The sequence below is a fragment of the Apilactobacillus pseudapinorum genome, assembly GCF_040369555.1.
Taxonomy (GTDB): domain Bacteria; phylum Bacillota; class Bacilli; order Lactobacillales; family Lactobacillaceae; genus Apilactobacillus.
The window spans coordinates 193633-218627 of the sequence record NZ_BAABVU010000012.1 but is presented as its reverse complement, the minus strand read 5'-3'; the positions used below and the strand labels follow the sequence as shown (position 1 = coordinate 218627).

Here is a 24995-nt window from a genome sequence, read left to right as displayed (position 1 = left end):
ATTATGACTAAAGCATACGATCGTGTTCTTGCGGCTAGAAGTGCTGATAAAATTAGTATCCAAGACCTAGTTGCTGGAATAACTGATGATTTTATCGAATTGCACGGTGACCGTGCTTATAGTGATGACCCAGCAGTTTACGCTGGTATCGGAACTATCGGTGGTCAAGCCGTTACAATTACCAGTATCCAAAAAGGTGATAACACTGACGAAAATATCGAAAGACATTTTGGTTCAGCAGAACCTTCAGGATACAGAAAAGCTTTACGTTTGATGAAACAAGCGGAAAAGTTTAACCGCCCAATTATCAACTTAATTAACACACCGGGTGCTTATCCCGGTATGGATGCTGAATACAAAGGTCAAGGTTACATGATTGCTCAATCAATCTTACAAGGACTTAAGTTATCAGTTCCATACATCAGTGTTATCGTTGGTGAAGGTGGTAGTGGTGGTGCAATCGCACTTGCTGTTGGTGATACTGTTTGGGCTTTTGAAGATAGTATTTATTCTGTATTATCTCCAGAAGGATATGCCACAATCTTGTGGAAAGACTCAAGTAAAGCAGCACAAGCCGCTGAACAAATGCAACTTACACCTAAGGAATTATTAAACAATGAAATCATTGATAAGATCATTCCTGAAGTAAAAGATGCAAAATCAATGCAAAACTTCAAAGAAGCTTTAATTCAAAAAATTAATGAACTTAAACAATTACCTAAAGAAGAATTATTGGCACAACGTCATGAACGTTACCGTAAATTCAACTAAAGTAATTTAATTGATTTGTATATTTAGGAGGTCAAATCAAATGTCAAACTTATTAGATGGAAAAACAATTGTTGTTATGGGTGTTGCTAACAAACGTAGTATTGCCTGGGGATGCGCTAAGTCACTAATGGATAATGGTGCTAAAGTTATCATTACTTACCAAAACGAAAGACTAAAGCGTCAATTAGATAAATTAGTTCCAGAAGGAACTGAAATGATTGAATGTGATGTTGCTGAAGATGCAAACGTTGAAAAAACTTTCCAAGACATTCAAGCTAAATTTGGTAACATCGATGGTGTTATTCATGCCATTGCTTATGCTGATAAGGAAACTCTTGAAGGTGGAGTTATCGACGTTAAGAAAGATGGTTACAACCTAGCTCAAGACGTTTCTGCATACTCACTAATTTCAGTATCACGTTACGCAAGTCGTGTTATGAACCCACAAGGTAGTATCGCTACTTTAACTTACATGGGTTCAACTCGTGCAATTCCTTCATACAACATGATGGGTGTTGCTAAGGCTGCTCTAGAAGCTAACGTAAGATACCTAGCTTCTGACTTAGGTCCTAAGAAGATCCGTGTTAACGCTATCTCAGCAGGTGCTATCAAGACTCTTGCCGTTACTGGTATCAAGAATCACGGTGACCTACTAAAAGAATCTGAAGCAAGAACTGTTGATGGCGAAGCTGTTGATATTCACCAAGTTGGTGATGTTGCTACATTCTTAATGAGTAACCTATCATCAGGTGTTACTGGTGACTTGATTTACGCTGATAAGGGTGTTCATTTACTTGCCTAATAACACAAAAATTTTTATTGATTCAATCCAAAATCCAAAATATCAAGACATTTTCAAGAAGGCTGATGTTGATTTTACTAAGTATAATAAGCGTCAAGCCATCGTGGGAAATCTGATGTTAGCGGATTACATGGAAATTAGTATCGATGAACTATTACATGGTGATCTTTTTAATTATGGTAAGCACGGCAAACCATCTTTAAAGAGTAATCAATTTCAATATAATATTTCGAACTCATATGATTTAGTAATCTTAGCGGTTTCTAATCAAGAAGTTGGAATTGATATTGAAAAGCTTCGTCCATTCACATACAAGCGCATCACCAGAGCCTTCACTGATAATGAATTAAATTATTTAAGTCAATTATCACCAGAAGAAGATGGGGATGAAACTTTGAAATTATGGACGATTAAAGAAGCAGCTTTAAAACTCGTGGGCACAGGTCTCGCTGGTAAAGTGAAAAGTGTGGATATTGATGTTGATACTAAAGAATCAGCAACAAGACTAGATCGTAAAATTAAACTAACTGATATTGAGGTTGCTGATGGTTACGTTGGAACCTTAGCTACTTATGATGACTAGTAAATTTAGTAGATGATTTTTCCGGGGTCGATGGGACAATTAGTAGACGAATGAAATCATCGCTTGTAATGAGTTGAAACTAAATGAATATACTTAGTCGCATATGTCACATAAAGAAGTAAATTGAAAACGTTGTAATATCAACTTATTTCATCTTTTTTAGATGAAATAAGTGCTTCTACGTTGTAACTTAGTATCGATATTGTTAAACTGATTGATGTTGATTAGGACATCTAGATATGGAAACTAGATGATATAATTAATGATAATTTTAAAAATTAAAATTATAAATCAGATTAATAAAAAAGTTTAATTGTTAAATTTTGAATTTAAATAAGGAGTGCTTATCGTGAGTGTTTTAAATACAACCGAAATTATGGATTTAATTCCAAACAGATACCCAATTTTATACATTGATAGAGTTGACGAATTAGTACCAGGCGAAAGAGTCGTAGCTACTAAGAACGTTACTATCAATGAAAACTATTTCCAAGGTCACTTCCCTGGAAACCCAGTTATGCCTGGTGTTTTAATTATTGAAACTATGGCACAAACTGCATCAATCTTAATTCTAAAGAGTGAACAATACAAAGATAAGACTGCTTACTTAGGTGAAATTAAGGGTGCTAAATTCAGAAAAATGGTTAAACCAGGTGACGTCGTAAGATTCGAAGTTACTATGGGTAAACAAAAGAAGAACATGGGACAAGTTGACTGTACTGCTTACGTTGGCGACAAGAAAGCTTGTTCAGCTCAACTAACATTTATTGTTCCAGACGTTAAACGTAAATAAGGAGGATAACTCTATGACAAAGCGTGTAGTTATTACAGGTATTGGTGCCGTTAGTCCATTAGGTAACGACGCAAATACATTTTTAGATAATATCTTTGCTTCAAAGACTGGTATCGGACCAATCACTAAGTTTGATCCAAGTGAAACTGGTGTTTCACTAGCCGGTGAAGTTAAAGACTTTGATCCACTAGAACGTATCGACAAGAAAGTTTCAAAGCGTATGGATGACTTTTCACGTTACGCTTTATACTCAGCTTACGAAGCTATGGAACAAGCTGGATTAAAAGAAGGTAACTTCGATCCAGATGAATTAGGTGTAATCTATGGTTCAGGTATTGGTGGTTTAACAACTATCCAAGAACAAGCAATCAAGATGTCAAAGAAGGGTCCAGGTCGTGTATCTCCATTCTTCGTTCCTAACTCAATCATTAACATGGCTGCTGGTAACATTTCAATTAACTTAAATGCTAGAAACACTTCTCAAGCAATCGTTACTGCTTGTTCATCAGGTACTAACGCTATTGGTGACGCATTTGATTACATTCGTTTTGGTAAAGCCAAAATGATGATTACCGGTGGTTCAGAAGCTTCAGTTAACGAATTAGGTATTGCAGGTTTCGCTGCTCTATCAGCTCTTTCAACTTCAGAAACTGTTGAAGGTGGTTCAATTCCATTTGATAAGGATAGAAATGGATTCGTTATGGGTGAAGGTGCTGGTACTTTAGTTCTTGAAGAACTAGAACACGCTAAAGCTCGTGGTGCTAACATCTTGGGTGAAATCGTAGGTTACGGTACTAACTCAGATGCTTACCACTTAACTGCTCCAAGACCTGACGGTTCAGGTGCTGTTGATGCTATGAAGTTAGCTCTTAAAGATGCTAACGTTGATCCTAAGGACGTTGACTACGTTAACGCTCACGGAACAAGTACTCATGCTAACGATTCAGCTGAATCACAAGCAATTAAGAAGGTATTCGCTGATAACGACCACATCAAGGTAAGTAGTACTAAGGGTATGACTGGTCATGCTCTAGGTGCCGCTGGTTCTCTTGAAGCAGTTATCATGGTTGGTGCATTACAACGCCAACAAATGCCTGTTAACTACGGTGTTAAGAACATCGACCCAGAAGTTGAAGTTGAACTAGTTAACGAAGACAACAAGAAGTCACCAGTTAACTACGAAATCTCAAATTCATTTGGTTTCGGTGGTCACAACGCAGTTCTTGTATTCAAGAAATACGAAAACGACTAATTAATATTAAAAAAGCTATGGAATTTCCATAGCTTTTTTGTTTACATAAATAAAAAATACACCGATTTTGAGGTTTTATTGAAACTTTAAGGTAGCTGTTAGATAATATATGTATTAGATATACCAAAGGAGAAATAATATGGCTATTTTAGTACCAGGAGGAGCCGGATACATTGGTTCTCATACAGTCGAAAGATTAATCGAAAAAGGCTTTGAAGTGGTTGTCGTAGATAGTTTAGCTACTGGTCACCGTCAAAGTGTTAATCCCAAAGCAACATTTTACCAAGGCGATATTCGCGATCGCGAATTTTTAGATCAAGTTTTTGATAAGGAAAAAATCGATGGTGTTATTCATTTTGCTGCGAATTCAATTGTTCCAGAATCAATGGAAAAACCACTTAAATACTTTGATAACAACACTGGTGGAATGATTACTTTACTAGAAGCAATGCATGACCACGATGTTAACAACATTATTTTCTCATCAACAGCAGCTACTTATGGTGAACCAGAAAGTATTCCAGTAAAGGAAACTGATTCCCAAGTACCTACTAACCCTTATGGTGAAAGTAAGTTAATGATGGAAAAGATGATGAAGTGGGCAGATGTCGCCTATGGCATTAAATATACAGCACTACGTTACTTCAACGTTGGTGGAGCAATTATGGATGGTAGCATCGGTGAAGATCATGGTCCAGAAACTCATTTAATCCCAATCATTTTACAAGTTGCTCAAGGAACCCGTGATCAATTACAAATTTTTGGGAATGATTACCCTACTAAAGATGGAACTAATGTCAGAGACTACGTTCACGTCATGGACCTAGCAGACGCTCATATTTTAGCGTTACAACGATTATTAGATGGTGGCGACTCAGATGCCTTTAACTTAGGTTCATCTACTGGATTTTCCAACCGTGAGATGCTAGAAACAGCTCGTAAAGTGACAGGTAAAGAAATTCCCGCCGTTGACGCGCCAAGAAGAGCAGGAGACCCAAGTACTTTGGTCGCAGATTCTACCAAAGCACGTCAAGTGTTAGGATGGGAACCACAACATGATAACGTTGAAGATATTATTGCTAGTGCATGGAAATGGACTCAACAACACCCTCATGGATTCGAAGATTAAAATCGTATAAGAATAACACCTATATTCTTGAAAAAGAGAAGATTCAGTTTTACCATGTATATGAACTAAAAGAAATGGAGGCTGAATTTTCTATGAACAGATTAGAAGGACTTGTTCAAACTACCACTTTAAACAACGGTGTTGAAATGCCACGTTTAGGTCTAGGTGTTTGGAAAACTAATAATACAAGTGCGAAAGAATCAGTAAAAGAATCCATCATCAAAGGTTATCATTTAATTGATACTGCTAAGCAATATGGTAACGAAACTGGTGTTGGTGAGGGAATCAAAGAAGGTTTAGCAGCGACAGGTAAAAACCGTAAAGATTTGTTTATTACTACCAAGCTATTTAATGGTGACCAAGGATATCAAAGTACGTTAGACGCTCTAAATGGTACTTTAAAAAGATTAGATTTAACATACATTGACTTGTATCTAATGCATTGGCCAGTTGATGGTAAATATTTAGATACTTGGAAAGCAATGGAAAAGTTATACCACCAAGGTAAAGTCAGAGCAATTGGTGTATCTAACTTTGATAATGAGCGTTTACAAGATTTACTTAACCACTGTGAAATTGTGCCAGCGGTTAACCAAATGGAATTCAATCCAATCAACCAAGAAAAAGACATTATGGCTTTTAACAGCCATGCTGGAATTCAATTAGAAGCGTGGTCACCACTAGGCGGTGGGGAAGCACTAAATAATCCTACCATTAAGCAAATCGCTGATAAGTACAACAAATCAGTAGCTCAAGTAATTCTTCGTTGGGACTGGCAAAAAGGAGTTGTTACAATTCCTAAGTCATCTCATGAAGAAAGAATAATTCAAAACTCAGATATCTTTGACTTTGAATTATCAGATCAAGATATTCAAGCAATTGATGCTTTAGACCAAGCTAAGCGTAGTCTATGGTACCCAGATTTTGAATGGCACACTACTGGTCAAATGACAGATACTGTTGACCAATGGGATGATTCTCCTGAAAATTACAAAGACTAATAAAAAAGGCGTTGTCTAATGACAACGCTTTTTGTTTTGTCCTATAATGGAGTTAATAATTAAGCGGAATGGAGAATCGATTTGGAAAATAAGCGAACAAGGTTACAAGAGAAATTGTTGGGTGCTACTTTGGCAATCACAGGTGCTATTCTTTGGGGGATTCAAGGCCCAGTATCACAATTTTTATTCCAAGATAATCACTTATCACCAGAATGGTTGATGGGAATTAAGATGGGAATTTCTGGAATTTTAATTCTATTATTCACTAAATTTTGGAAAAAAGAATCGGTGATGACACTATGGAAACAACCAAAAAATATTGGGGTATTTATCGCTTATGCGATCTTTGGGTTAGCCGCAGTGCAATATCTATACTTAGTCACTGTTAATTTAAGTAATGCTGGAACAGCAACCGTGCTACAAAGTTTAGGAACTGTATTAATCGTTATTTTTACAGCGATTTTTTATCATCAATTACCTAATAAATATGAAGCAACAGCCGTGTTAGTCGCATTAATTGGAACTTGGCTATTGGTGACTAAGGGACAATTAACTCAATTAGCGATTTCAGTACCAGCTTTAACCGCCGGATTATTATTAGCGCTAGCAGGATCTATCCAAACCATGCTACCAGTGAACTTATTAAAGAAATTTAGTTCACTGGTAGTGGTTGGTTGGGCAATGCTAATTGGTGGAATCTTATTTACAATCGTTCATCCGTTTTGGGTGGATGTACCTAAAATGACATTAGGAACATTTTTAGGGGTTACTTTTATCGTCTTATTTGGAACGATGATGTCATTTATCTGTTTCATCAATAGTTTGCGCTTTATTTCACCTACGGTTGCAGGGATGCTAGATACGTTTGAACCACTATCAGCAACGATTGGTGCGATTGTATTTCTAAATACATCCTTTAATGGAGCTGAAGTTATCGGTGGATTACTAGTTTTAAGTACTGTCTTTATCCTGGCTTTAGGCAGTCGAAATGAATAAAATAAAAAAGATAATGAACAACGTGTTGACTTTTTAATGCGTTGTTTTTATAATGGAGTTAATTTCTAAGAGGAAATGATTTTTTGAGGGGGATGATTATGGTTAAACAAGATCGTCGAACAATTCAAACCAAAGCACAAATTACTGATGCTTTGATTCAATTGATTCATGAAAAGGGTTTTAATAATTTGAACGTCACTGATTTAACGCGCGCAGCAGGAATTGGTCGGGGAACTTTTTACATTCATTACTTAGATAAATTCGATTTATTAAATAAAATCGAAGCTCAACTAATGGATGAAATTCAACAAGTTCTAAATAATGTTATTCCTGAAGAATTAAGTGTTCATTCAAATGCAGATTCTGAAGTTCCTTCTGAATTATTAATTAAAACACTAGATTATTTTTACCAAAATTCTAAGTTACTCTCTGCTTTATTAAGCCCAGATGGAGATCCTTATCTGATTGATAAAATCAAAGATATGTTTAGAAACCTCATCAAAGAATCATTTCATGCCTCCTCAGATGATATTGAGTTTAATCCCAATATACCAAGGGACTACATTATGGAAATTATTTTGGATCGACTAATGAGTATCGTGGTTTACTGGATGAGTAAAGAAGATTTAGAGTCACCAGAAGAAATCGCGAAAATTATTAAGTTAACACAACACGTTTCACCAAACGAATTAGTTTACATCAAGAAATAGGGGGATATTTTGATGCCAAAATTTATAAAAAAATACACAGGTAGCTTAATTGCATGGATAGTTGTTGTTATCTTAAGTGTTGTTTTCCTACCAAACATGTCTAATCTGGTAGCACAAAAAGGACAAACTAAGATTCCATCAACTTCACAAAGCCAAATTGCCCAAAAGATTCAAGATAACTGGGGTCACGGAATTGGTAATACCACTGACGCAGTTATTGTGTTTAACAATGGTAATCAAAAGATTACAGCTGACCAACAAACTAAAATCAATGCAACAATCCAAAAAATTAAAGATAACGAAGATAAATATGGCGTTAAAGGAATTACCGCACCAATGGATAATGACGCCACTAAGAAGCAATTAATTTCAAAAGATAAGACGACTGAACTAGTTCAAGTTCATGTTACTAAGTCTCGTTCAATTCAATCAGTAAACACTGATTTACAAAAAGCTGCTAGGACTACAGGTGTGAAAACATATGTTACCGGTGGTGATATCTTAAACGATGACTTTAGAGTTTCTACTGAAAAAGGAATTCAAAAGACTGAAGTAATCGCAGCTGTATTCATTTTAATTGTATTAATCATTGTCTTTAGATCACCAATTGTTCCACTAGTATCACTACTAACTGTTGGTGTTTCATTCATCGTGTCACTAAGTATAGTAATGAACCTAGTTCAAGCTTTCGGTTTCCCACTATCTAACTTTACAAGAGTATTTATGGTAGTGGTATTATTCGGAATTGGAACTGATTACAATATCTTGTTATATAACCAATTTAAAGAAGAACTTAGTCGTGGTAAGGATAATGTCCAAGCTACTATTGATGCTAGAAAAGTGGCTGGAAAGACCATCCTATACTCTGGAACTTCAGTGCTAATTGGTTTTGCAACCTTGGCATTAGCCAAGTTCTCAATTTACCAATCTGCAGTCGGTGTTGCGGTTGGCGTTGCGGTACTATTAGTAGTACTAGTTACTCTAAATCCATTTTTCATGGCTACAATGGGTAAACATATTTTCTGGCCATCCAAAAACTTCGCTGGTGAAGGTGAAAACAAATTCTGGCGTTTCTTATCTAACAAGTCAGGTAAGTTCGCAATCCCAGCAATTGTATTAGTTCTATTGGTAACAGTTCCATTCATGGCTTCATACAAGAATAAGTTGAACTATGATAATGGTGTCGAACTACAAAACAGTGTTCCAGCCAAACAAGGTCTATTAACTGTTCAAAAGCACTTCTCAAAAGGAACTGCTGAACCATCAACTATTTACATTAAGTCTGACCACAAGTTAGATAATGAAAAAGCGTTAAATGAAATCGATCGTTTATCACAACAACTAAGTAAACAAAATGGCATTAAGACAGTCGCTTCTGTAACTCAACCAAGTGGAATGCCAATTAACCAACTATACGTTAGTGATCAATTATCAACTTTAAATACGAAGATGAAGACTGCTAACAAAGGGCTAAAACAAATTAATAGCGGTGCTAAAGGTTCATCATTTAACACTACACCATTACAAGATATTGCAACCTCAGCTACTAACATTGGTCAATACTTAAGAAACATCCAATCAATTAGTAGTTCAACAAGCAGTTCTAATGGCAAACAAGTCTTAGAACAATTACAAAAACAAATGGTTGCAGCTAAGCAACCATTGAGCCAAACACAATTACAAATTGTTGGTGCATTGCTACAACAATCATCAGCAAAACAACAAAGTGTTATGTCACAATTACAATCACAACTTCAAGCAATTGCTTCTAATACTCAAGGAATTGGTAACAATACTCAAGCTCTAGCAACTCAATTGAAAGAAACTCAAACTAAGCTAAAGAAGGCTAGTGAAGGTTTGGATAAGATTGATAAAGGGATGGGAACTGCTAATGATTACTTAGCTCAACTAACTAATTCTAAGGCAGCCGACCAATTCTATATTCCAGCAAGTGTCTTAAAGAGTAAGACATTCAAACAATCAGTTGCTAACTACTTATCATCTGACAAGAAGGTTGCTAAGATTACTGTTGTATTAGATAAAGACCCTAATTCAGAAGCAGCTATGGATCAAGTTGATAAGCTACAAACTCAAATTCAAGATAACATTAAAGGAACTAGTTTAGATGGAAGTCAAGTCGCTATCGGTGGTCAAACTGCTACTACTTCTGACACTCACCATATCGCTAGTTCAGACTTCTTTAGAACTGCCGTTATAATGGTAGTCGGAATTATGATTGCTTTAATGATTATCACTAGATCAATATTACAACCATTCTACATTCTAGGAACTCTAATTATCGCTTACGTAACTTCATTAAGTATCACTAAGCTAATTAGTGCAGTATTCTTAGGACAAAAGACACTTACATGGAATACACCATTCTTCACATTTGTAATGTTAATTGCATTAGGTGTTGATTACAGTATTTTCCTAATGATGAAGTATCGTGAATTTGGCAAGGTGGATAGCACACCAGCTAAACAAATTGAACATGCTGCATCTGTAATTGGAACTGTTGTGATTTCTGCAGCGATTATTCTAGGTGGTACTTTTGCGGCATTGATGCCATCAGGAGTGTTAACCCTTATTCAAGTTGCAATCGGGGTTATCGTTGGTCTGATTATTTTAGTATTCATCATACCAATGTTAATTTCTGCATTAATCAAATTAACTTACCCTGAAGTAACTTCAGATCAAGATAATCAAGAATAAAATAAAAAGCTATGGATTAAATTCCATAGCTTTTTTATTTGCTAAAAACATTGAAAGGTATATAATGTAAGCGTATTCATTTTTAGACAAGAAGGTTAAAACAATGGAAAATATTTCTTATGACAATTCAAAAAACGTAATCAATAAACCGCTAGACTTTTTCTTGCGTGCCGTAATGTCATTAGTGGGAGTTTCACTTATCGCATTGGGTGCGGCTTTTATGCGTTCAGGAAAAGTAGGGATTGATCCTTTTACAGCGATGAATATAGGGATGTCTAATAAATTAGGGATTTCACTAGGTTTATTTCAATTATTAGCAAACTTAGTTTTATTCATTATCGTGTTAATTTTTGATCGTAAACAAATTGGCATTGGGACTATTTTCAACATGGTGTTAGTTGGTTTTGAAATTGAATATTTCAGTTCAGTTTACATAGCCTTCTTTCCCAAAGCAATTAGTATTCCAATGATGATTTTTGATGCTATCGTGGGGATTTTAGTGTTTACATTAGGAACTTCAATTTACATGTCGACTAAATTAGGAGTATCTCCTTACGATGCAATTGCACCGATTATTGCTGATAATACTCATATTAAGTACCAAAAAATTAGAAGTGCGCAAGATATTTTATTCATGATAGCTGCGGTTGTCGTGGCAGGGCCATTTGGCTTTATGACTATTTTCACAGCGTTCTTTGCTGGTTCATTAATTAGTTTTTGGAACAACACTATCAGCCGTGAGTTAATGCTTCATATTGACCATTTCAGTATGAAGCCTAGTTTGCAAAATGCCGCTGGTGGATTGTTTGAATTAGGTCGTCGTGGATACGATATTGTAAGTAGCGCTTACCAAGATACTTACATTATGCAAAAACAAATGTCGGGATATACTAACACCGAAATTGAGGAATTAATTAAAAGAACCAACGATAATATTAGAAAAAACGAACAGGTCCAATTAATTCTTAATAAACGTTTAGAGTCACTAAACGTGGAGTTAAAGCAAAGGGCATTAAGCAATAAATAAAAAAGCTTGCATTATTCCAAATTTTTCGGTAAGATAATTACAAATAAATGAACAAATAAAAAACGGAGGTTTCATCATGGTGACTTGTTATAAATTGACATTACAACAAGATAATAATAATTTCTTCTTTAATTTTGAACTAGCTATTTAGTATAGTATCGAGAAGAAATTATTTCACTATGAAAACTTCGAAGCACTAGAAAAATAGCTGGTAACAGTTATTCTTTCTGGTGCTATGGTAAAATCGCACTAGTTAGAACTAGTGCGATTTTTTTATTGCTCATATGATAGGGGGATTTTTATGAATATACTGTCTAAGGTGAATCGTAAGACATCGTTGGCTAAATTCATTGATAGGGATAAGAACCTTGAAAGAACTATCGGAACTAAAGATTTAACTATGATGGGAATTGGAGCTGTTATTGGTGCTGGAATTTTTATTCTTCCTGGTACTGTTGCTGCAACTACCGCTGGTCCTGGAATTATCGTTTCGTTTATCATCGCAACGATTGTATGTTCACTTTGTGCAATGTGTTATGCTGAATTCTCTTCAGCATTGCCAGTTGCCGGAAGTGCATACACATTTGGTAATATCATCTTTGGTGAAATTACAGGATGGATTATCGGATGGGGACTAGTGCTTGAATATATGCTTTCAGTGGCCACTGTTTCGACAGGGTGGTCTGCATACTTACAATCGTTCTTAGCAAACTTTGGTATTCATATACCAAAAGCACTTTCTGCTAATTACGATCCAAGTCATGGAACATATGTTAATATCATCGCAATCTTAGTTGTTGTTTTGATTTCTTGGATATTAACAAGAGGTGTTCAATCATCCGCTAAACTTAATGATATAATGGTACTTGTGAAAATTGCGATTATCATCGTGTTTGTGGTTGCAGGAGCATTCTTCGTTAAACCATCGAACTGGAATCCATTTATGCCTTTTGGTGTAAGTGGAGTGTTCCATGGAGCGTCCTTAGTATTCTTTGCATATTTAGGTTTTGATGTTATTGCTGCCTCAGCAGGTGAAGTAAAAAATCCTAAAAAAACAATGCCTATTGGAATCATTGGTAGTTTGGTCGTATGTACAATCTTGTACATCTTAGTATCAGTAGTTCTAACTGGAATTGTTTCCTATAAAGATTTAAACGTTTCAGACCCAGTGACATTTGCACTTCAATTGATTCACTTGGACAAATTAGGAATGTTAATTTCATTAGGTGCACTGGCCGGAATGTTTACTATGATGGTAAACATGATCTTCAGTAGTTCACGTTTGATCTACTCAATTGGACGTGATGGCTTATTGCCAAAAGGCTTAAGCAAAATTGATGATAAACGCAATGTGCCCAAGCACAGTATTATCTTTGTAACAATCGTCATCGCAGCAATGGGTGGATTGTTCTCATTAGATAAGTTAGCTAGTTTAGTTAACATTGGAACATTGATTGCATTTACCTTTATGTCAATCGGAGTTATTTTCCTTCGTCGTCGTAAAGATATTAAAAACGATGGATTCAAAGTTCCGCTATACCCATTCTTGCCAATCGTTTCAGTGATTGCATGTATCTACTTGCTATTACAATTACCATTAGATACATGGATTACTGCGGCTATCTGGTTTGCAATTGGTTTAGCAATTTACTTCGGTTATGGGGTCAAACATAGCCGTTCAAACAAATAATAATAGTCGCGATGACTATTAAAAATTGGGGAGTTTTATTATGGACAAGAAACACACTACGACGGAAAACGTCATGAAAGGGATCTTTTGGTCCGCGATGGCTTCAACCCTATGGGGTTTCTCAGGAGTTATCATGCAATTCGTTGCTAAGAACGAAGCCGTTCCTACACAATGGTTCATTTCAGTTCGTACTTTATTTGCCGGTATTTTATTATTAATCATTGGTTCAATTCACGTTGGTAAACATGTTTTTGATGTTTGGAAATCAAAAGAATCAATCATTAGATTATTCATTTATGCAATTTTTGGTTTAGCTGTTAACATGTCAACTTTCTACGTAAGTATTCAACAAGGTAACGCTGCTACTGCAACTATCCTACAATACTTAGCACCAATCTTTATTGTATTATACGGTTTAGTATTCATGAAGAAGAAGCCACTTAAAGCTGATGTTATTTCATTCTTATTAGCATTAGTTGGGGTATTCTTAATCATTACTAACGGTCACATTGGTGAACTATCAGTTCCATTGACTGCTGTTATCTTTGGTTTACTATCAGCTGTTTCAGCTGCTGTTTATTACTCAGTTCCAAAGCCACTATCAAAGGAAAACTCACCATTCGTTGTTCTAGGTTGGGGTACTTTGATTGCCGGTGTATGTTTTAATGCATACCACCCATTCTGGACTGACGCTCCTAAGATTACACCAGGTATCGTTTTAGGTATCGGGGGAGTTATCTTAGTTGGTACTATCTTCGCATTCTCAGCTGTGCTATACAGTTTGAAGTTTGCTCCATCAGAAGTATCAAGTATCGTTGATGCTGTTGAACCAGTTGTTACAATCATCTTAAGTATGATTGTATTCCACTTGATTCCAACACCAATCGAAGCAATCGGTGCAATTATCATTATTGTATCAATTTACTTCCTACAAAGATCTCACCAAAAGATGGGTAAAAACGATCCAGATATTAGATAATTAAAACCTAAAAAAGCCAATTTACTAGTTAAATTGGCTTTTTTTATTTTAAAAGATGCTTAGTTATGATATCCTTTTAAGATAGGTTTTCAAGTAAGAAAAGTTAACATTTACTTGGATTATAGAGATTTATGGGGTGAAAATATGGAAAACGAAAAGGGCGTTTTAGAAACTAATGTCATGAAAGGTATTTTTTGGGCATTCGTTGCGTCAGCGCTTTGGGGTGTTTCAGGTACAATTTTACAATTCGTATCACAACAAGAACACCTAGAAGCTAACTGGTTTTTATCAACCAGAACAATGATTTCAGGAATTGTATTATTATTGATTTCAGCAATTGTTTATAAAGGACACATTTTTAATGTCTTCAAATCTTGGAAATCATTCATTTGTATTGTGGCATACGGTATTTTTGGACTAGGTGCAAACTTATATACTTTCTATATGAGTGTGCAAACGGGAAATGCAAATGCATCAACCATCCTACAATACTTAGCACCACTATTTATTTTATTAGGTTCAATTATTTTTCAACACAGAAAACCATTACCAATTGACGTTATGGTTTTTGTAATCGCACTAGCTGGGGTTGTGTTATCCCTAACTAAGGGTGATTTTTCACAACTATCAATTAGTACTGGTTCATTGATCTGGGGAATTTTATCTGGGGTAACCGCAGCGTTCTACGTTGTCTTACCAAGACCAATCGTTGGTCAAAGTTCTCCAATGGTTATTCTAGGTTGGGGTACTTTGATTGCTGGAATTGTTTTCAACATCAAACAACCAATTTGGGTTAACATGCCTCACATGACACCTGGAATCGTATTCGGAGTCGGTGGAATTATTCTTTTCGGAACCATCCTACCATTCATGTTATTACTACACGCATTGAACTTCGCGCCATCAGAAGTGGTAAGTTTAGTCGATGCGACTCAACCAATCGTGACATTTATTCTAAGTGTCATCTTCTTCTCAATTTCAATTAGCTTTATTGAAATTGTCGGAGCATTACTTGTGATTTTAGCCATCTTTATTTTGCAAAAGTCACATCGTAAATTAACAATCGATAAACATAGCGAAGAATAAAACTACTAAGAAGCACTTTGATAGAAAAGTGCTTCTTTTTTTGTGGTAAGATATCTAATGGGGAAAAATATTTTTTAAGGAAGAAATCGCAATGCAAAAAGTATCAAAATACTGGCCATATATTACGATTTTTATAACCGCAGTATTAATCTTATTGCCACAAATTGTGACCGGTTCTTATATTTTAGGAGTCGACTCAATTTTTCATATGAATCGTTTTTACGATGCAATGATGCAATTAAAGAAAGGTCATTTAAACTATTTCATTTCCATATTTGGATATCAACAATCAGGACGAATTATTAATGCGTTGTACGGACCTTTAACCGCCTACTTCAGTGGCTTTTTACTATTGATCACTGGAAGTTGGGTTAGATTCCAAATCGTAACATCATTATTAACGTTAACCGTTAGTGGTGTTACTATGTACAATCTTGCAATTAGAACTAGAATCAAGCAAATTTATGCGGTCTTTATTGGGATTGCATATATGTCATCTTATTTAATTATGGGATGGGTTGTCGGCATGCAGTTCACCGGTTGGGGAGCGGCTATACTACCATGGTTGATGGCAGCCGGCTTTGACATGATTGATAATAAAGAAATCAATGTTATCAAGTTAGCACTACCCATGACGATTATGTTGCAAACTCATTTATTGAGTAGTTTGACCGGAGCATTAGCACTAGTACCAATGTTTATCGCCGGAATGATGCATAATCCTAACCGCAAACAGATGTTAAAGAACGCTGTTTTCGCTGTTTTAATAACACTCGGTTTAACTGCTAACGTATGGTATGGAATGTTCCAAATTTCATTTACCAACCATGCATTAGGAGTGGCGCCACAATTGAATATGTACGAAGACTCAATTGCCTTCTTCGGTAACAACGTCTTTGTATTACCACCAATTTATTCCATCGGGTTTATTATCGTTACCGGTTATTTCATTTATCATTTCAAAAAATTATCGACTGACAGAAGAGTTATTTTTATCACGGGGATGTTATTCCTTTGGATCTCATCAGTATGGTTCCCATGGGGACCACTAGATAAGCAATTCCCAAGTATTTCTTATTTAATTCAAATGCCACGAAGATTCGTTGTCATTGCATTTGTTTTATTATTAATTTGTTTTGGGATTATGATTAATGATAGTTTCAAAAAAGAAATGCTAAATACGATTAAGGTATACTGCCTAATGGTAATTACTTTTATTATGATTTTAAGTGCTGGGATGACTGTCCAAGGTGGGGCAAAAGACTTCTTCTCACCACAAGTTGTTCAAAATACCTATAATCTAAAATATCAAATAAACAATACTAATTTAATCCGAAAGAGCTTAACCATCAATAATCCAGGAGAAGTGCTAAAGATGTTGACTAAAGCTACTCCTGATTACTTACCGGTTCAATATAAGATGACCGCATATAATTACTTTGATTATCATCCATATGGTAATTATGGCAATCAAGTCATTAATTACTCTGGAAACGTTAAAAAGATTGTTAAATCAAATGGCCATTTGGAATTGATTTGGCATAATACTTCTGATGATACTAAAGCAACTCAATTACCGGTTGTTAAGTATAGTGATACTAAATTAATTCTTAATGGAAATCATTTAGGTAAGGTAAAGCAAACACAAATCGGGAGTGTGATTGTGAATGCCAAACCTGGTAAAAACAAGTTAGAAATTTACTATCAACCAACCATGATGCTTAGAATCATGCTATGGATAACCATTGTTAGTTGGGTATTATTAATTTTATATTTTGTATACAAAATAGTAAAAACAAAAAAGAGTAGCAAATAAGCTACTCTTTTTTATTTTGGATTTGATCATTAATATTTGGATTGTGTTTTAAACTTGGAAAGACAAATTTATCAGCGTTTTGAATTAAGATACCGTTGAAGATAATGGAAAAGATGGTTCCAATACCGACTGAATAGATTTGGTGTAAGAAGATAGAACAGATTAAGATGATTACAATGGGTGGGGTAAAATCAAGTAATTGAGATTTAACAGCGCTACCTTTTAGGTAATCAAATCTTAAAATGTTGGTGGTATCATCATTAGGGTGCATAAAGATGTTTGCACGTTGGTACAATGAGATGGCTGTACAGAAGAAGCACACACCTATTAAAGCCATTGGAATTCTGAAGAATAGTGATAAATTATTCCAACCTAGTGATTCAAAAAAATCGGTAAAAATTTGAATGAATGAACTAAAGAATGAAATGAAGATGATTTCTTCAATGAATCTTAATACGTCAATGTGTTTAATTAGGATTTGGTTAGTTAGTGCATTGATAATTCCAAAAATAAAAATCATAATTCCGACATCAATTCCAATTAATTGATGAATATTAACGGAAGCAGCAGTCCAGATACCTGAACCGCATCCGGAAACGATTGTAAGGGCGTTTCCTAATGAATTAAGCACTAGTCCAAAAACTAGCGCAATAATTCTAGTTTTCAGTGAATTAGCAGATTTAATAAATAACATCTCCTCGGTTGTTTCTATATCCATCATATCATATAAGTATTTATAAAAATGGAAAATATGATAAAGTAATATAGAAGGAGTCAGATATGAAAGATAAATATGAAGTGACTAGATATATTGGGGTTCCGGTTGATACAGATCAATCAGGAAATTACATAATAAAAAAAGATGAAAATGGTGAATTTAAACTTCACGACTGGCGAACAGGAAAACACACTAAGGGTAAGTTTAAAAAGATTGGTCAATTGTTTCTAACTGAGAATAACTTGTTAGTAGCTGTGATCAAAACAGAACCAGTTAAATTTAATAATCGTCATCAATATACACCACTACAAAGATTTACCAGTGAGAGTTTAAGTGATGAACAAGTATTAGAAGCTAAAAAAAGACTTGATTAAACATCAAGTCTTTTTTGTGGCGTTGTTATAACTAGTTGAGCTTAGATTATAAGTAAGTTTAGCGTGGTTAAGCGTCTAAATATATGGAATTATTTTTTGAGTAATTCTTCTGCATGTTGAGCAACTTCTTCATTGCTCATGTCTAGATAAGGATGCATCTTAGCTTCGGTAGCCATAGTATCCTTTCCATCATGTTCCATATAGTAATTCCATATGGCATCACGAACGGGTGTTGCATCAGTTGACCAAGTGAATTGCTTGTTCATTGGTGTATCTAATACTCTTTCTCTTTCGTCAACCTTTTGTTCTGCAGTCATTGTCATAATGAATTCCTCCTTATATTTAAAGCTCAACTACATTCTAGTTCTTATTCTTTTATTTGTTAATAGTTATGCTCGAATTTTTAACCCTTCTTTTCTTGTAGGGTTTCTTAAGGAGTACATAGATCTTTATTCGAAAAGAACTACAAAGACAGTTAAAGCGATAGGTGCCAAAATACATGTAATGATTAACTTATTAAGTTCTTTATTAATTTTTACACTATCTCCATCAGATGCACCTCTTTTGAACTTATAAAATCTAGATAGTGCACCAGATAGAAAGATAACACATATAAAGAATAGTGATTTTTGGGAATAGGGGTCTGCAAACCAAAGGAAAGCTGACATATAAATAAAAGATACAAATTGAATTACAAGAACAAGGTTATTCTTTTTGATAATGTTCATAATATGCCCCTTTATCTAATTAGCCATTAAAATAAAAAACAAACATTTGTAGATTAACTTTATTTTTAATGAGTTATATTTATCGCTTATGATTAGTTCTGCATCAAAATCTTATCAGTTTAGTACAGAATACATTAACATAATTACTCCTATTAATATAACTATAGAAGTACCATTTTCTAAATTTATAGTTTTGTTTTTTATAAAAGACAATACAATCGATGTTATTAGAATTATACTTACAACTATGTATCCAATCATACTCAGTCTAGTATTATCAGTGAATAATAGTATCAAGATTACTATATATATAAATATCGCTAAATTTGTTGTGTTTTAATTTCATTAAAAAACCTCCTAATAAAAATTATGATTTAATTATACTGCACTTATAAGAAAATGAAAATGCGTTAGAAAAACAACTTTTTATTTAACAATAAATTAAATTATATTCACGTTAAAATTAAGAAGGATAAAATCGTAAAAATAGGAATTATTGATTATGACTATTAACTTTTCAAAGGTGATATATCATTATTGAATGAGGTGATTATCTCATTTGTTTGTTGATAGTATTTTATTGCAGGTGTGTTCCTAATATATTTAAGAGTGGTAAAGTTGACTTAACTTGCATTTCAGGTCAATTTCGTTTATATTCATAACTATACTGAAGTGAGGCATAAGTTTATGAGAGATAAATTTGCGACAAAAAATAAAATTGTTAATGGAATGTTCGAACTATTAAAAACAACACCATTCGATGAAATTAATGTGAAAGATATCTGTGCTCAAGCTGATGTTTCACGAATGACGTATTATCGAAATTTCCACAATAAGAAAGACATCATCATTTATCGTTTTGATAGTTCTTTCACTACTTTCATACAAAGATTAGCATCTAGTCATTCTCATAATTTAAATGATATTGCGACGATCTTTTTTGAACTAGTAAAAGAAGATCAAGATATGATGGAAATGATCATGAAAAATGACTTATCCATGATTCTATTAGAACGACTAAAATACTACATTTCTGATTTAATTGATGAAAATGTTTTAGAAACTCGTGAAGAGTCTTCTAAGATGTTAGTTTCATTAATTGCAGGGGGACTAACTGAAATTATTATTACTTGGACTGAAGATGGGATGAAAGAACCAATTCAATCACTTGTAATCTTTGTTTCTAAGTACATGCACTTTAAAATTAATTAATAATATTAAAAAAAGAGCTATCAGATTTAATCTGATAGCTCTTTTTTGATCTCTTAAACTAAAAGTTTACTAGAAGTTATCCTTAAGCAGGAGTAACGTTAGCAGCTTGTGGTCCACGGTCGCCGTCTTCAACGTCTAGTGTAACCTTTTCGCCTTCTTCTAGAGTCTTGAAACCTTCTTTGTTGATAGCTGAGAAGTGAACGAATACGTCACCATCTTCAGTAGTGATGAAACCGTATCCTTTATCAGCGTTAAACCATTTAACAGTACCTTGTTTCATAATATGAAACCTCCTTGCACATATCGTGCGTATTAAAATCTAATGTATCATAAAGCCTGAATCAAGGAAGTTATTTCATATGAATATAAAACAAGTGAACCTAAGAATCGAAACTATGTAACACATTGATAATAATATACCCGATATTGGTCCTTATGTCAACTGATGAAAAAATAATAATAAAATCAAAATATAAAATGATAGAAATCTCATTTTTAGATAAATAGTTCATTCTAAAATGTGAATCTTTTTCGCCTTTAAAATGCTTATAAAACAAAGATTGTAGTAAAAAGTAATGAAAATATTAATAAAATTTTAAATATTACCTTGACTATTATTAGAAAATGATTAGAATTGAAAACAATCAATAAGAAATTGGGGGAAACGAATATGGACGCATTAAGGTCTTCATTGCTAAAGATTGAAAATTTAAATACATATTTCAAAATTGGCACAAACTTTTACTCAGCGATCAGAAACGTTGACTTAAACGTCAACCGAGATGAAATCCTAGCTGTCGTTGGTGAATCTGGATGTGGTAAATCAACATTAGCCCAAACGGTAATGGGATTATTAAACCCCAAAGATTCAAAAGTTTCTGGAACTGCCGATTTTGAGGGGACAGATTTAATCAACTTAAAAGAAGCTGAATTAAACAAGTTCCGTGGATTAAAGATTGGAATGATTTTCCAAGATCCATTATCTGCCTTAGATCCATTAAAGCGTATCGGTGAACAAGTTGCTGAAACGCTCGTATATCATACAAATGACAATGCTGACAAACGAAAAAAACGAGTTATCTCATTATTAGATCAAGTTGGAATTCATAATCCGGAATTAATTTTCCATGAATTTCCTCATCAATTATCTGGTGGAATGCGACAAAGAGTTGTGATTGCGATGGCAATTGCATGTGAACCAGACTTAATTATTGCTGACGAACCAACCACTGCGTTGGATGTTACTATCCAAGCTCAAATCTTGGACTTATTAAAAGACATTCAAATTAGAAATCATTGTGGAATTGTTTTAATTACTCATGATTTAGGAGTTGTTGCTGAAACAGCTGATCGAGTCGCGGTTATGTATGCTGGTCAAATTGTTGAATTAGGAACTTCCAAACAAGTTTTTAATACTCCAAAGCATCCATATACACGTTCACTATTACGCGCGATGCCACAAAAGAGTAACCATGGTGACGATCTTTATGTCATTCAAGGAAGTGTTCCTTCATTAGTAAAAATGCCGGATCATGGTGATTTATTTGCCCCACGTATTCCATGGGTTAAGGATGAAGAACACGAAGAAAATCCTGCAATGCATGAAGTAGAAGACGGACACTTTGTTCGTTGTACTTGCTACCAAAATTTCCAATTCCCAGATGAAGGAGGACAAACTTATGGCGAATGAGAAACCAGTTATCTTGGAAGTTAAGAACTTAAAAGTTCACTTTCCAATTCGCGGTGGTTTTTGGAACCGCATTGTTGATAATGTAAAAGCTGTTGATGGAGTTTCATTAAAAATTCATCGTGGTGATACATACGGATTAATCGGAGAATCAGGTTCTGGTAAATCAACCACCGGTAAGGTAGTTGTTGGTTTGCAAGAAGCGACTTCAGGTAAGATGCTCTATCAAGGTCTAGATGTTACTGACAAAAAGACTAGAAAGAAGATTAATTACAACCGAGAAATTCAAATGATTTTCCAAGATCCAGAATTAAGTTTAAATCCTGAAAAACGCATTTACGATATTATCGCTGAACCACTTAGAAACTTTGAAAAGTTATCTAAAGAAAAAGAAAAGATGCGCGTGATTAACTTGTTAGACATCGTTGGATTAGGTCCAGATTCTTTATACAAGTACCCACATCAATTCTCTGGTGGTCAACGTCAAAGAATTGGGGTTGCAAGAGCCGTAGCAACTAATCCTAAGTTAATTGTTGCTGATGAACCGGTATCTGCTTTGGATTTATCAGTTCAAGCACAAGTCTTAAACTTTATGAAGAAAATTCAAAAAGAATTTAACATTTCATACTTATTCATCTCCCATGACTTGGGAGTTGTTCAACATATGTGTAATCATATTGCGATCATGAATCGAGGTCGAATCGTTGAAGTGGGGACTAAAGATGATATTTACAATCATCCACTACATATTTATACGAAGAGATTATTAGCTTCAATTCCTGAAGCTGACGTTAACAACAGAGAAGCGCATAGACAAAATAGAATCGAAGTCGAAAAGTTCTTCGAAGAAAACAAGAAAGATTACTATGATGAAAATGGAGCACCGCTTCCTTTGATTCAAGTTTCAGAAACGCACTTAGCAGCTGTTCCTGAAAGTGCAGTAAAGGGGGACGATTAATATGTGGAAAACAATTTTACGAAGAGTCTTAATTATGATTCCAGAATTAATCATCTTAAGTGTTTTGGTTTTCATCCTATCAAAACAATTACCAGGTGATCCATTTACTGGATCAATCAATCCTAAGTCATCACCAGGTCAATTACATCATTTGATGGAAATTAATGGGCTATACGACCCATGGTATCAACAATATTGGAACTGGGTAATTCATTTATTCCACGGTGATTTAGGTAACAGTTATGAATACCAAGAACCAGTTAGTGCCATCATTGCTTCAAGAGCGATTAACACATTCTGGTTATCACTAGTAACGATGATTATGACATACGTAATTGGTATTCCTTTAGGACTATACGCTGGTCGTCACGAAGGAAAGTTACAAGATACTTTAGTTCGTATTTACTCATACGTAACTATGTCGGTTCCTTTCTTCGTTGTCTTGGTCTTAGGTTGTTGGATTTTTGGATACGATTTAAGTTTATTCCCAACGGCAGGTTCCGTTTCGCCACAGGCGAGTGGATTCTTTGGGGTCTTCTTCTCTCGAATCTATCACATGATTTTACCAGCAACTCTTGGAGCGTTATTTGCTACCTCAGGGATTACTCAATACTTACGTTCAGGTGTTATTGATGCAAGAAACTCTAACTATGTAAAAACTGCTCAAGCTAAAGGGGTTTCAATGGACAATATCTATCAACACCATATTTTAAGAAATGCCTTACTACCAATCGCGGCTTTCGCCGGATACTCAATCACTGGTTTATTAGGTGGATCATTGTTCACTGAACAAATCTTCTCATATCCAGGGATGGGACTATTATTCTTAAACGCTGTTAACTTTAGAGATTATACGGTTATGACCGCCTTAGTATTGTTATACGGATTATTAAGTTTATTAGGAACTTTATTATCTGATATCGCACTAAGTGTTATTGATCCAAGAATTAGAGTGGAATAGGAGGGGTAATAATGAACGAAACAGACGCTACTTTAGAAAGATTAGAAAAAGAAGCCAAAGAAAATTCAGCACCATCATCACTACGTTTGATGTTTAACGAATTTAAGGCTGATAAGATGGCAATGATTTCATTAATCGCAATTATTGCCTTCATCCTATATGTTGTTATTGCTTCTATGTTTATCAATGTTGGTAAAGAAATGGAAACAAATATCATGGGTTATTTTGCTAAACCATTCACCCCTGGATACTTTCTAGGAGGGGATGCTGGAGGTCGATCAATTGCCAGTCAAATTATCGTAGGGTCTCGAAACTCTATCTTAATTGCCATTGGACTAACGATTATCTCATCTACCTTTGGTGTATGTTACGGATTATTCTCAGGATATTTTGGTGGAATCGCTGATTTATCAATGCAAAGAGTTTACGATTTCATGATGATTATTCCAGCTTTTATGATCATTATTGAAATCGTTAACATCATTCCATCATACAACGCAATTACATTAACACTTATCCTTTCACTATTTTACTGGATGGGAACTTCTCGTTTAATTCGTGCCCAAACATTATCTGAAGTGAACAAGGATTACGTATCAGCTTCAAAAGCTTCCGGAACTGGTACTTTAAAAATTATTTTCAAGCAAATTATGCCAAACTTATCATCATTAATCGTGGTTGATACTACCATCTCATTTGCTGAAAATATCGGGGTTGAAACAGGTCTATCATACTTAGGTTTTGGCCTTCCAAACGGAACCCCATCACTTGGTACATTGATTGCCAATGCCAATGATGCTGATAACATCACTACTTACTGGTGGACTTGGCTACCTGCAACAATTGAAATTATCGTTTTATGTTTAGCTATCAGTTACGTTGGAGCTGCCTTAAGACGTGCTACTAATTCAACACAACGTCGTAGCGAAGATTAATCAAAGTTTGCACTTTAAGGAGGTGAGTTTTGATTAAGTATTAAGTTTTATTTATAAAATGGAGGGATCTTA

Annotated in this window: 25 protein-coding genes; 21 read left to right on the top strand and 4 right to left on the bottom strand. The window is 34.7% G+C overall.

The annotated features are described in order from the left end of the window. Positions 1-3: 3 nt before the first annotated feature. The 15 genes from accA (at position 4) to ABWU86_RS02445 (ending at position 17350) form a co-directional block, all read left to right on the top strand. Positions 4-771, top strand: a complete 768-nt coding sequence (accA, locus tag ABWU86_RS02515) for a carboxyltransferase subunit alpha (RefSeq protein ID WP_293794490.1) — start codon at positions 4-6, stop codon at positions 769-771. A gap of 40 nt (positions 772-811) precedes the next feature. After that, positions 812-1573, top strand: coding sequence for an enoyl-ACP reductase FabI (fabI, locus tag ABWU86_RS02510; protein ID WP_041153065.1), 762 nt, complete (start codon positions 812-814; stop codon positions 1571-1573). After that, positions 1566-2156, top strand: a complete 591-nt coding sequence (locus ABWU86_RS02505) for a 4'-phosphopantetheinyl transferase family protein (protein ID WP_293794487.1) — start codon at positions 1566-1568, stop codon at positions 2154-2156. The genes fabI and ABWU86_RS02505 overlap by 8 nt, the downstream gene beginning before the upstream one ends. Before the next feature lie 349 nt (positions 2157-2505). Then, the gene (gene fabZ, locus ABWU86_RS02500) at positions 2506-2949 is read left to right on the top strand and encodes a 3-hydroxyacyl-ACP dehydratase FabZ (protein WP_053950457.1); all 444 of its coding nucleotides are present in this window, start codon (positions 2506-2508) and stop codon (positions 2947-2949) included. Between the two features lie 13 nt (positions 2950-2962). Then, entirely contained in the window at positions 2963-4201 is a 1239-nt protein-coding gene (gene fabF, locus ABWU86_RS02495) for a beta-ketoacyl-ACP synthase II (RefSeq protein ID WP_053950456.1), read from the top strand. A 139-nt stretch (positions 4202-4340) separates the two neighbouring features. After that, a complete protein-coding gene (gene galE, locus ABWU86_RS02490; RefSeq protein ID WP_293794383.1) occupies positions 4341-5330 on the top strand; it encodes a UDP-glucose 4-epimerase GalE in 990 nt (329 codons plus the stop codon). A gap of 92 nt (positions 5331-5422) precedes the next feature. Further along, positions 5423-6331: an aldo/keto reductase gene (locus tag ABWU86_RS02485; protein ID WP_293794382.1), complete on the top strand. Its 909-nt coding sequence runs from the start codon at positions 5423-5425 to the stop codon at positions 6329-6331. Positions 6332-6412: 81 nt separating this feature from the next. Continuing rightward, positions 6413-7327: a DMT family transporter gene (locus ABWU86_RS02480; protein ID WP_353321233.1), complete on the top strand. Its 915-nt coding sequence runs from the start codon at positions 6413-6415 to the stop codon at positions 7325-7327. Between the two features lie 98 nt (positions 7328-7425). Next, complete coding sequence (locus ABWU86_RS02475; RefSeq protein WP_353321231.1) at positions 7426-8037, top strand: TetR/AcrR family transcriptional regulator; 612 nt, start codon at positions 7426-7428, stop codon at positions 8035-8037. Between the two features lie 12 nt (positions 8038-8049). After that, positions 8050-10752: an MMPL family transporter gene (locus ABWU86_RS02470; protein ID WP_293794375.1), complete on the top strand. Its 2703-nt coding sequence runs from the start codon at positions 8050-8052 to the stop codon at positions 10750-10752. Positions 10753-10855: 103 nt separating this feature from the next. Then, the gene (locus ABWU86_RS02465) at positions 10856-11779 is read left to right on the top strand and encodes a YczE/YyaS/YitT family protein (RefSeq protein WP_353321228.1); all 924 of its coding nucleotides are present in this window, start codon (positions 10856-10858) and stop codon (positions 11777-11779) included. Positions 11780-12080: 301 nt separating this feature from the next. Beyond that, positions 12081-13469, top strand: a complete 1389-nt coding sequence (locus ABWU86_RS02460; RefSeq protein WP_353321226.1) for an amino acid permease — start codon at positions 12081-12083, stop codon at positions 13467-13469. A 40-nt stretch (positions 13470-13509) separates the two neighbouring features. Further along, a complete protein-coding gene (locus ABWU86_RS02455; protein ID WP_053950449.1) occupies positions 13510-14448 on the top strand; it encodes a DMT family transporter in 939 nt (312 codons plus the stop codon). 144 nt (positions 14449-14592) lie between these two features. Next, complete coding sequence (locus ABWU86_RS02450) at positions 14593-15534, top strand: DMT family transporter (RefSeq protein ID WP_053950448.1); 942 nt, start codon at positions 14593-14595, stop codon at positions 15532-15534. A 91-nt stretch (positions 15535-15625) separates the two neighbouring features. Beyond that, positions 15626-17350 carry a hypothetical protein gene (locus tag ABWU86_RS02445; protein ID WP_353321224.1) on the top strand — a complete coding sequence of 575 codons (1725 nt, stop codon included), beginning with the start codon at positions 15626-15628 and terminating at the stop codon, positions 17348-17350. Between the two features lies 1 nt (position 17351). Here the strand turns inward: ABWU86_RS02445 and ABWU86_RS02440 are convergent, their stop codons facing one another. After that, a complete protein-coding gene (locus tag ABWU86_RS02440; RefSeq protein WP_293794237.1) occupies positions 17352-18044 on the bottom strand; it encodes a hypothetical protein in 693 nt (230 codons plus the stop codon). An 86-nt stretch (positions 18045-18130) separates the two neighbouring features. Here ABWU86_RS02440 and ABWU86_RS02435 point away from each other — a divergent pair, with 86 nt between their 5' ends. Then, positions 18131-18442 (top strand): DUF7671 family protein, encoded by a 312-nt coding sequence (locus ABWU86_RS02435; protein ID WP_293794236.1) that lies wholly within the window; start codon positions 18131-18133, stop codon positions 18440-18442. A gap of 89 nt (positions 18443-18531) precedes the next feature. Here ABWU86_RS02435 and ABWU86_RS02430 read toward each other — a convergent pair whose 3' ends face one another. Beyond that, positions 18532-18765 (bottom strand): P8 family protein, encoded by a 234-nt coding sequence (locus tag ABWU86_RS02430; RefSeq protein WP_293794235.1) that lies wholly within the window; start codon positions 18763-18765, stop codon positions 18532-18534. A gap of 126 nt (positions 18766-18891) precedes the next feature. After that, complete coding sequence (locus tag ABWU86_RS02425) at positions 18892-19170, bottom strand: hypothetical protein (protein ID WP_353321221.1); 279 nt, start codon at positions 19168-19170, stop codon at positions 18892-18894. A 687-nt stretch (positions 19171-19857) separates the two neighbouring features. Here ABWU86_RS02425 and ABWU86_RS02420 point away from each other — a divergent pair. Further along, positions 19858-20382, top strand: coding sequence for a TetR/AcrR family transcriptional regulator (locus ABWU86_RS02420; RefSeq protein WP_053950444.1), 525 nt, complete (start codon positions 19858-19860; stop codon positions 20380-20382). An 82-nt stretch (positions 20383-20464) separates the two neighbouring features. Here ABWU86_RS02420 and ABWU86_RS02415 read toward each other — a convergent pair whose 3' ends face one another. Then, positions 20465-20662 (bottom strand): cold-shock protein, encoded by a 198-nt coding sequence (locus ABWU86_RS02415; RefSeq protein ID WP_034530568.1) that lies wholly within the window; start codon positions 20660-20662, stop codon positions 20465-20467. Between the two features lie 390 nt (positions 20663-21052). Here ABWU86_RS02415 and ABWU86_RS02410 point away from each other — a divergent pair, with 390 nt between their 5' ends. From ABWU86_RS02410 to ABWU86_RS02395, 4 genes are read left to right on the top strand one after another with little or no spacing between them, the layout of a single operon-like run. After that, a complete protein-coding gene (locus ABWU86_RS02410; RefSeq protein ID WP_293794200.1) occupies positions 21053-22072 on the top strand; it encodes an ABC transporter ATP-binding protein in 1020 nt (339 codons plus the stop codon). Beyond that, entirely contained in the window at positions 22062-23027 is a 966-nt protein-coding gene (locus ABWU86_RS02405; protein WP_293794199.1) for an ATP-binding cassette domain-containing protein, read from the top strand. The genes ABWU86_RS02410 and ABWU86_RS02405 overlap by 11 nt, the downstream gene beginning before the upstream one ends. 1 nt (position 23028) lies before the next feature. After that, positions 23029-23988: an ABC transporter permease gene (locus ABWU86_RS02400; RefSeq protein ID WP_293794198.1), complete on the top strand. Its 960-nt coding sequence runs from the start codon at positions 23029-23031 to the stop codon at positions 23986-23988. Positions 23989-23999: 11 nt separating this feature from the next. Next, positions 24000-24923: an ABC transporter permease gene (locus ABWU86_RS02395; RefSeq protein ID WP_293794196.1), complete on the top strand. Its 924-nt coding sequence runs from the start codon at positions 24000-24002 to the stop codon at positions 24921-24923. Positions 24924-24995 lie beyond the last annotated feature (72 nt).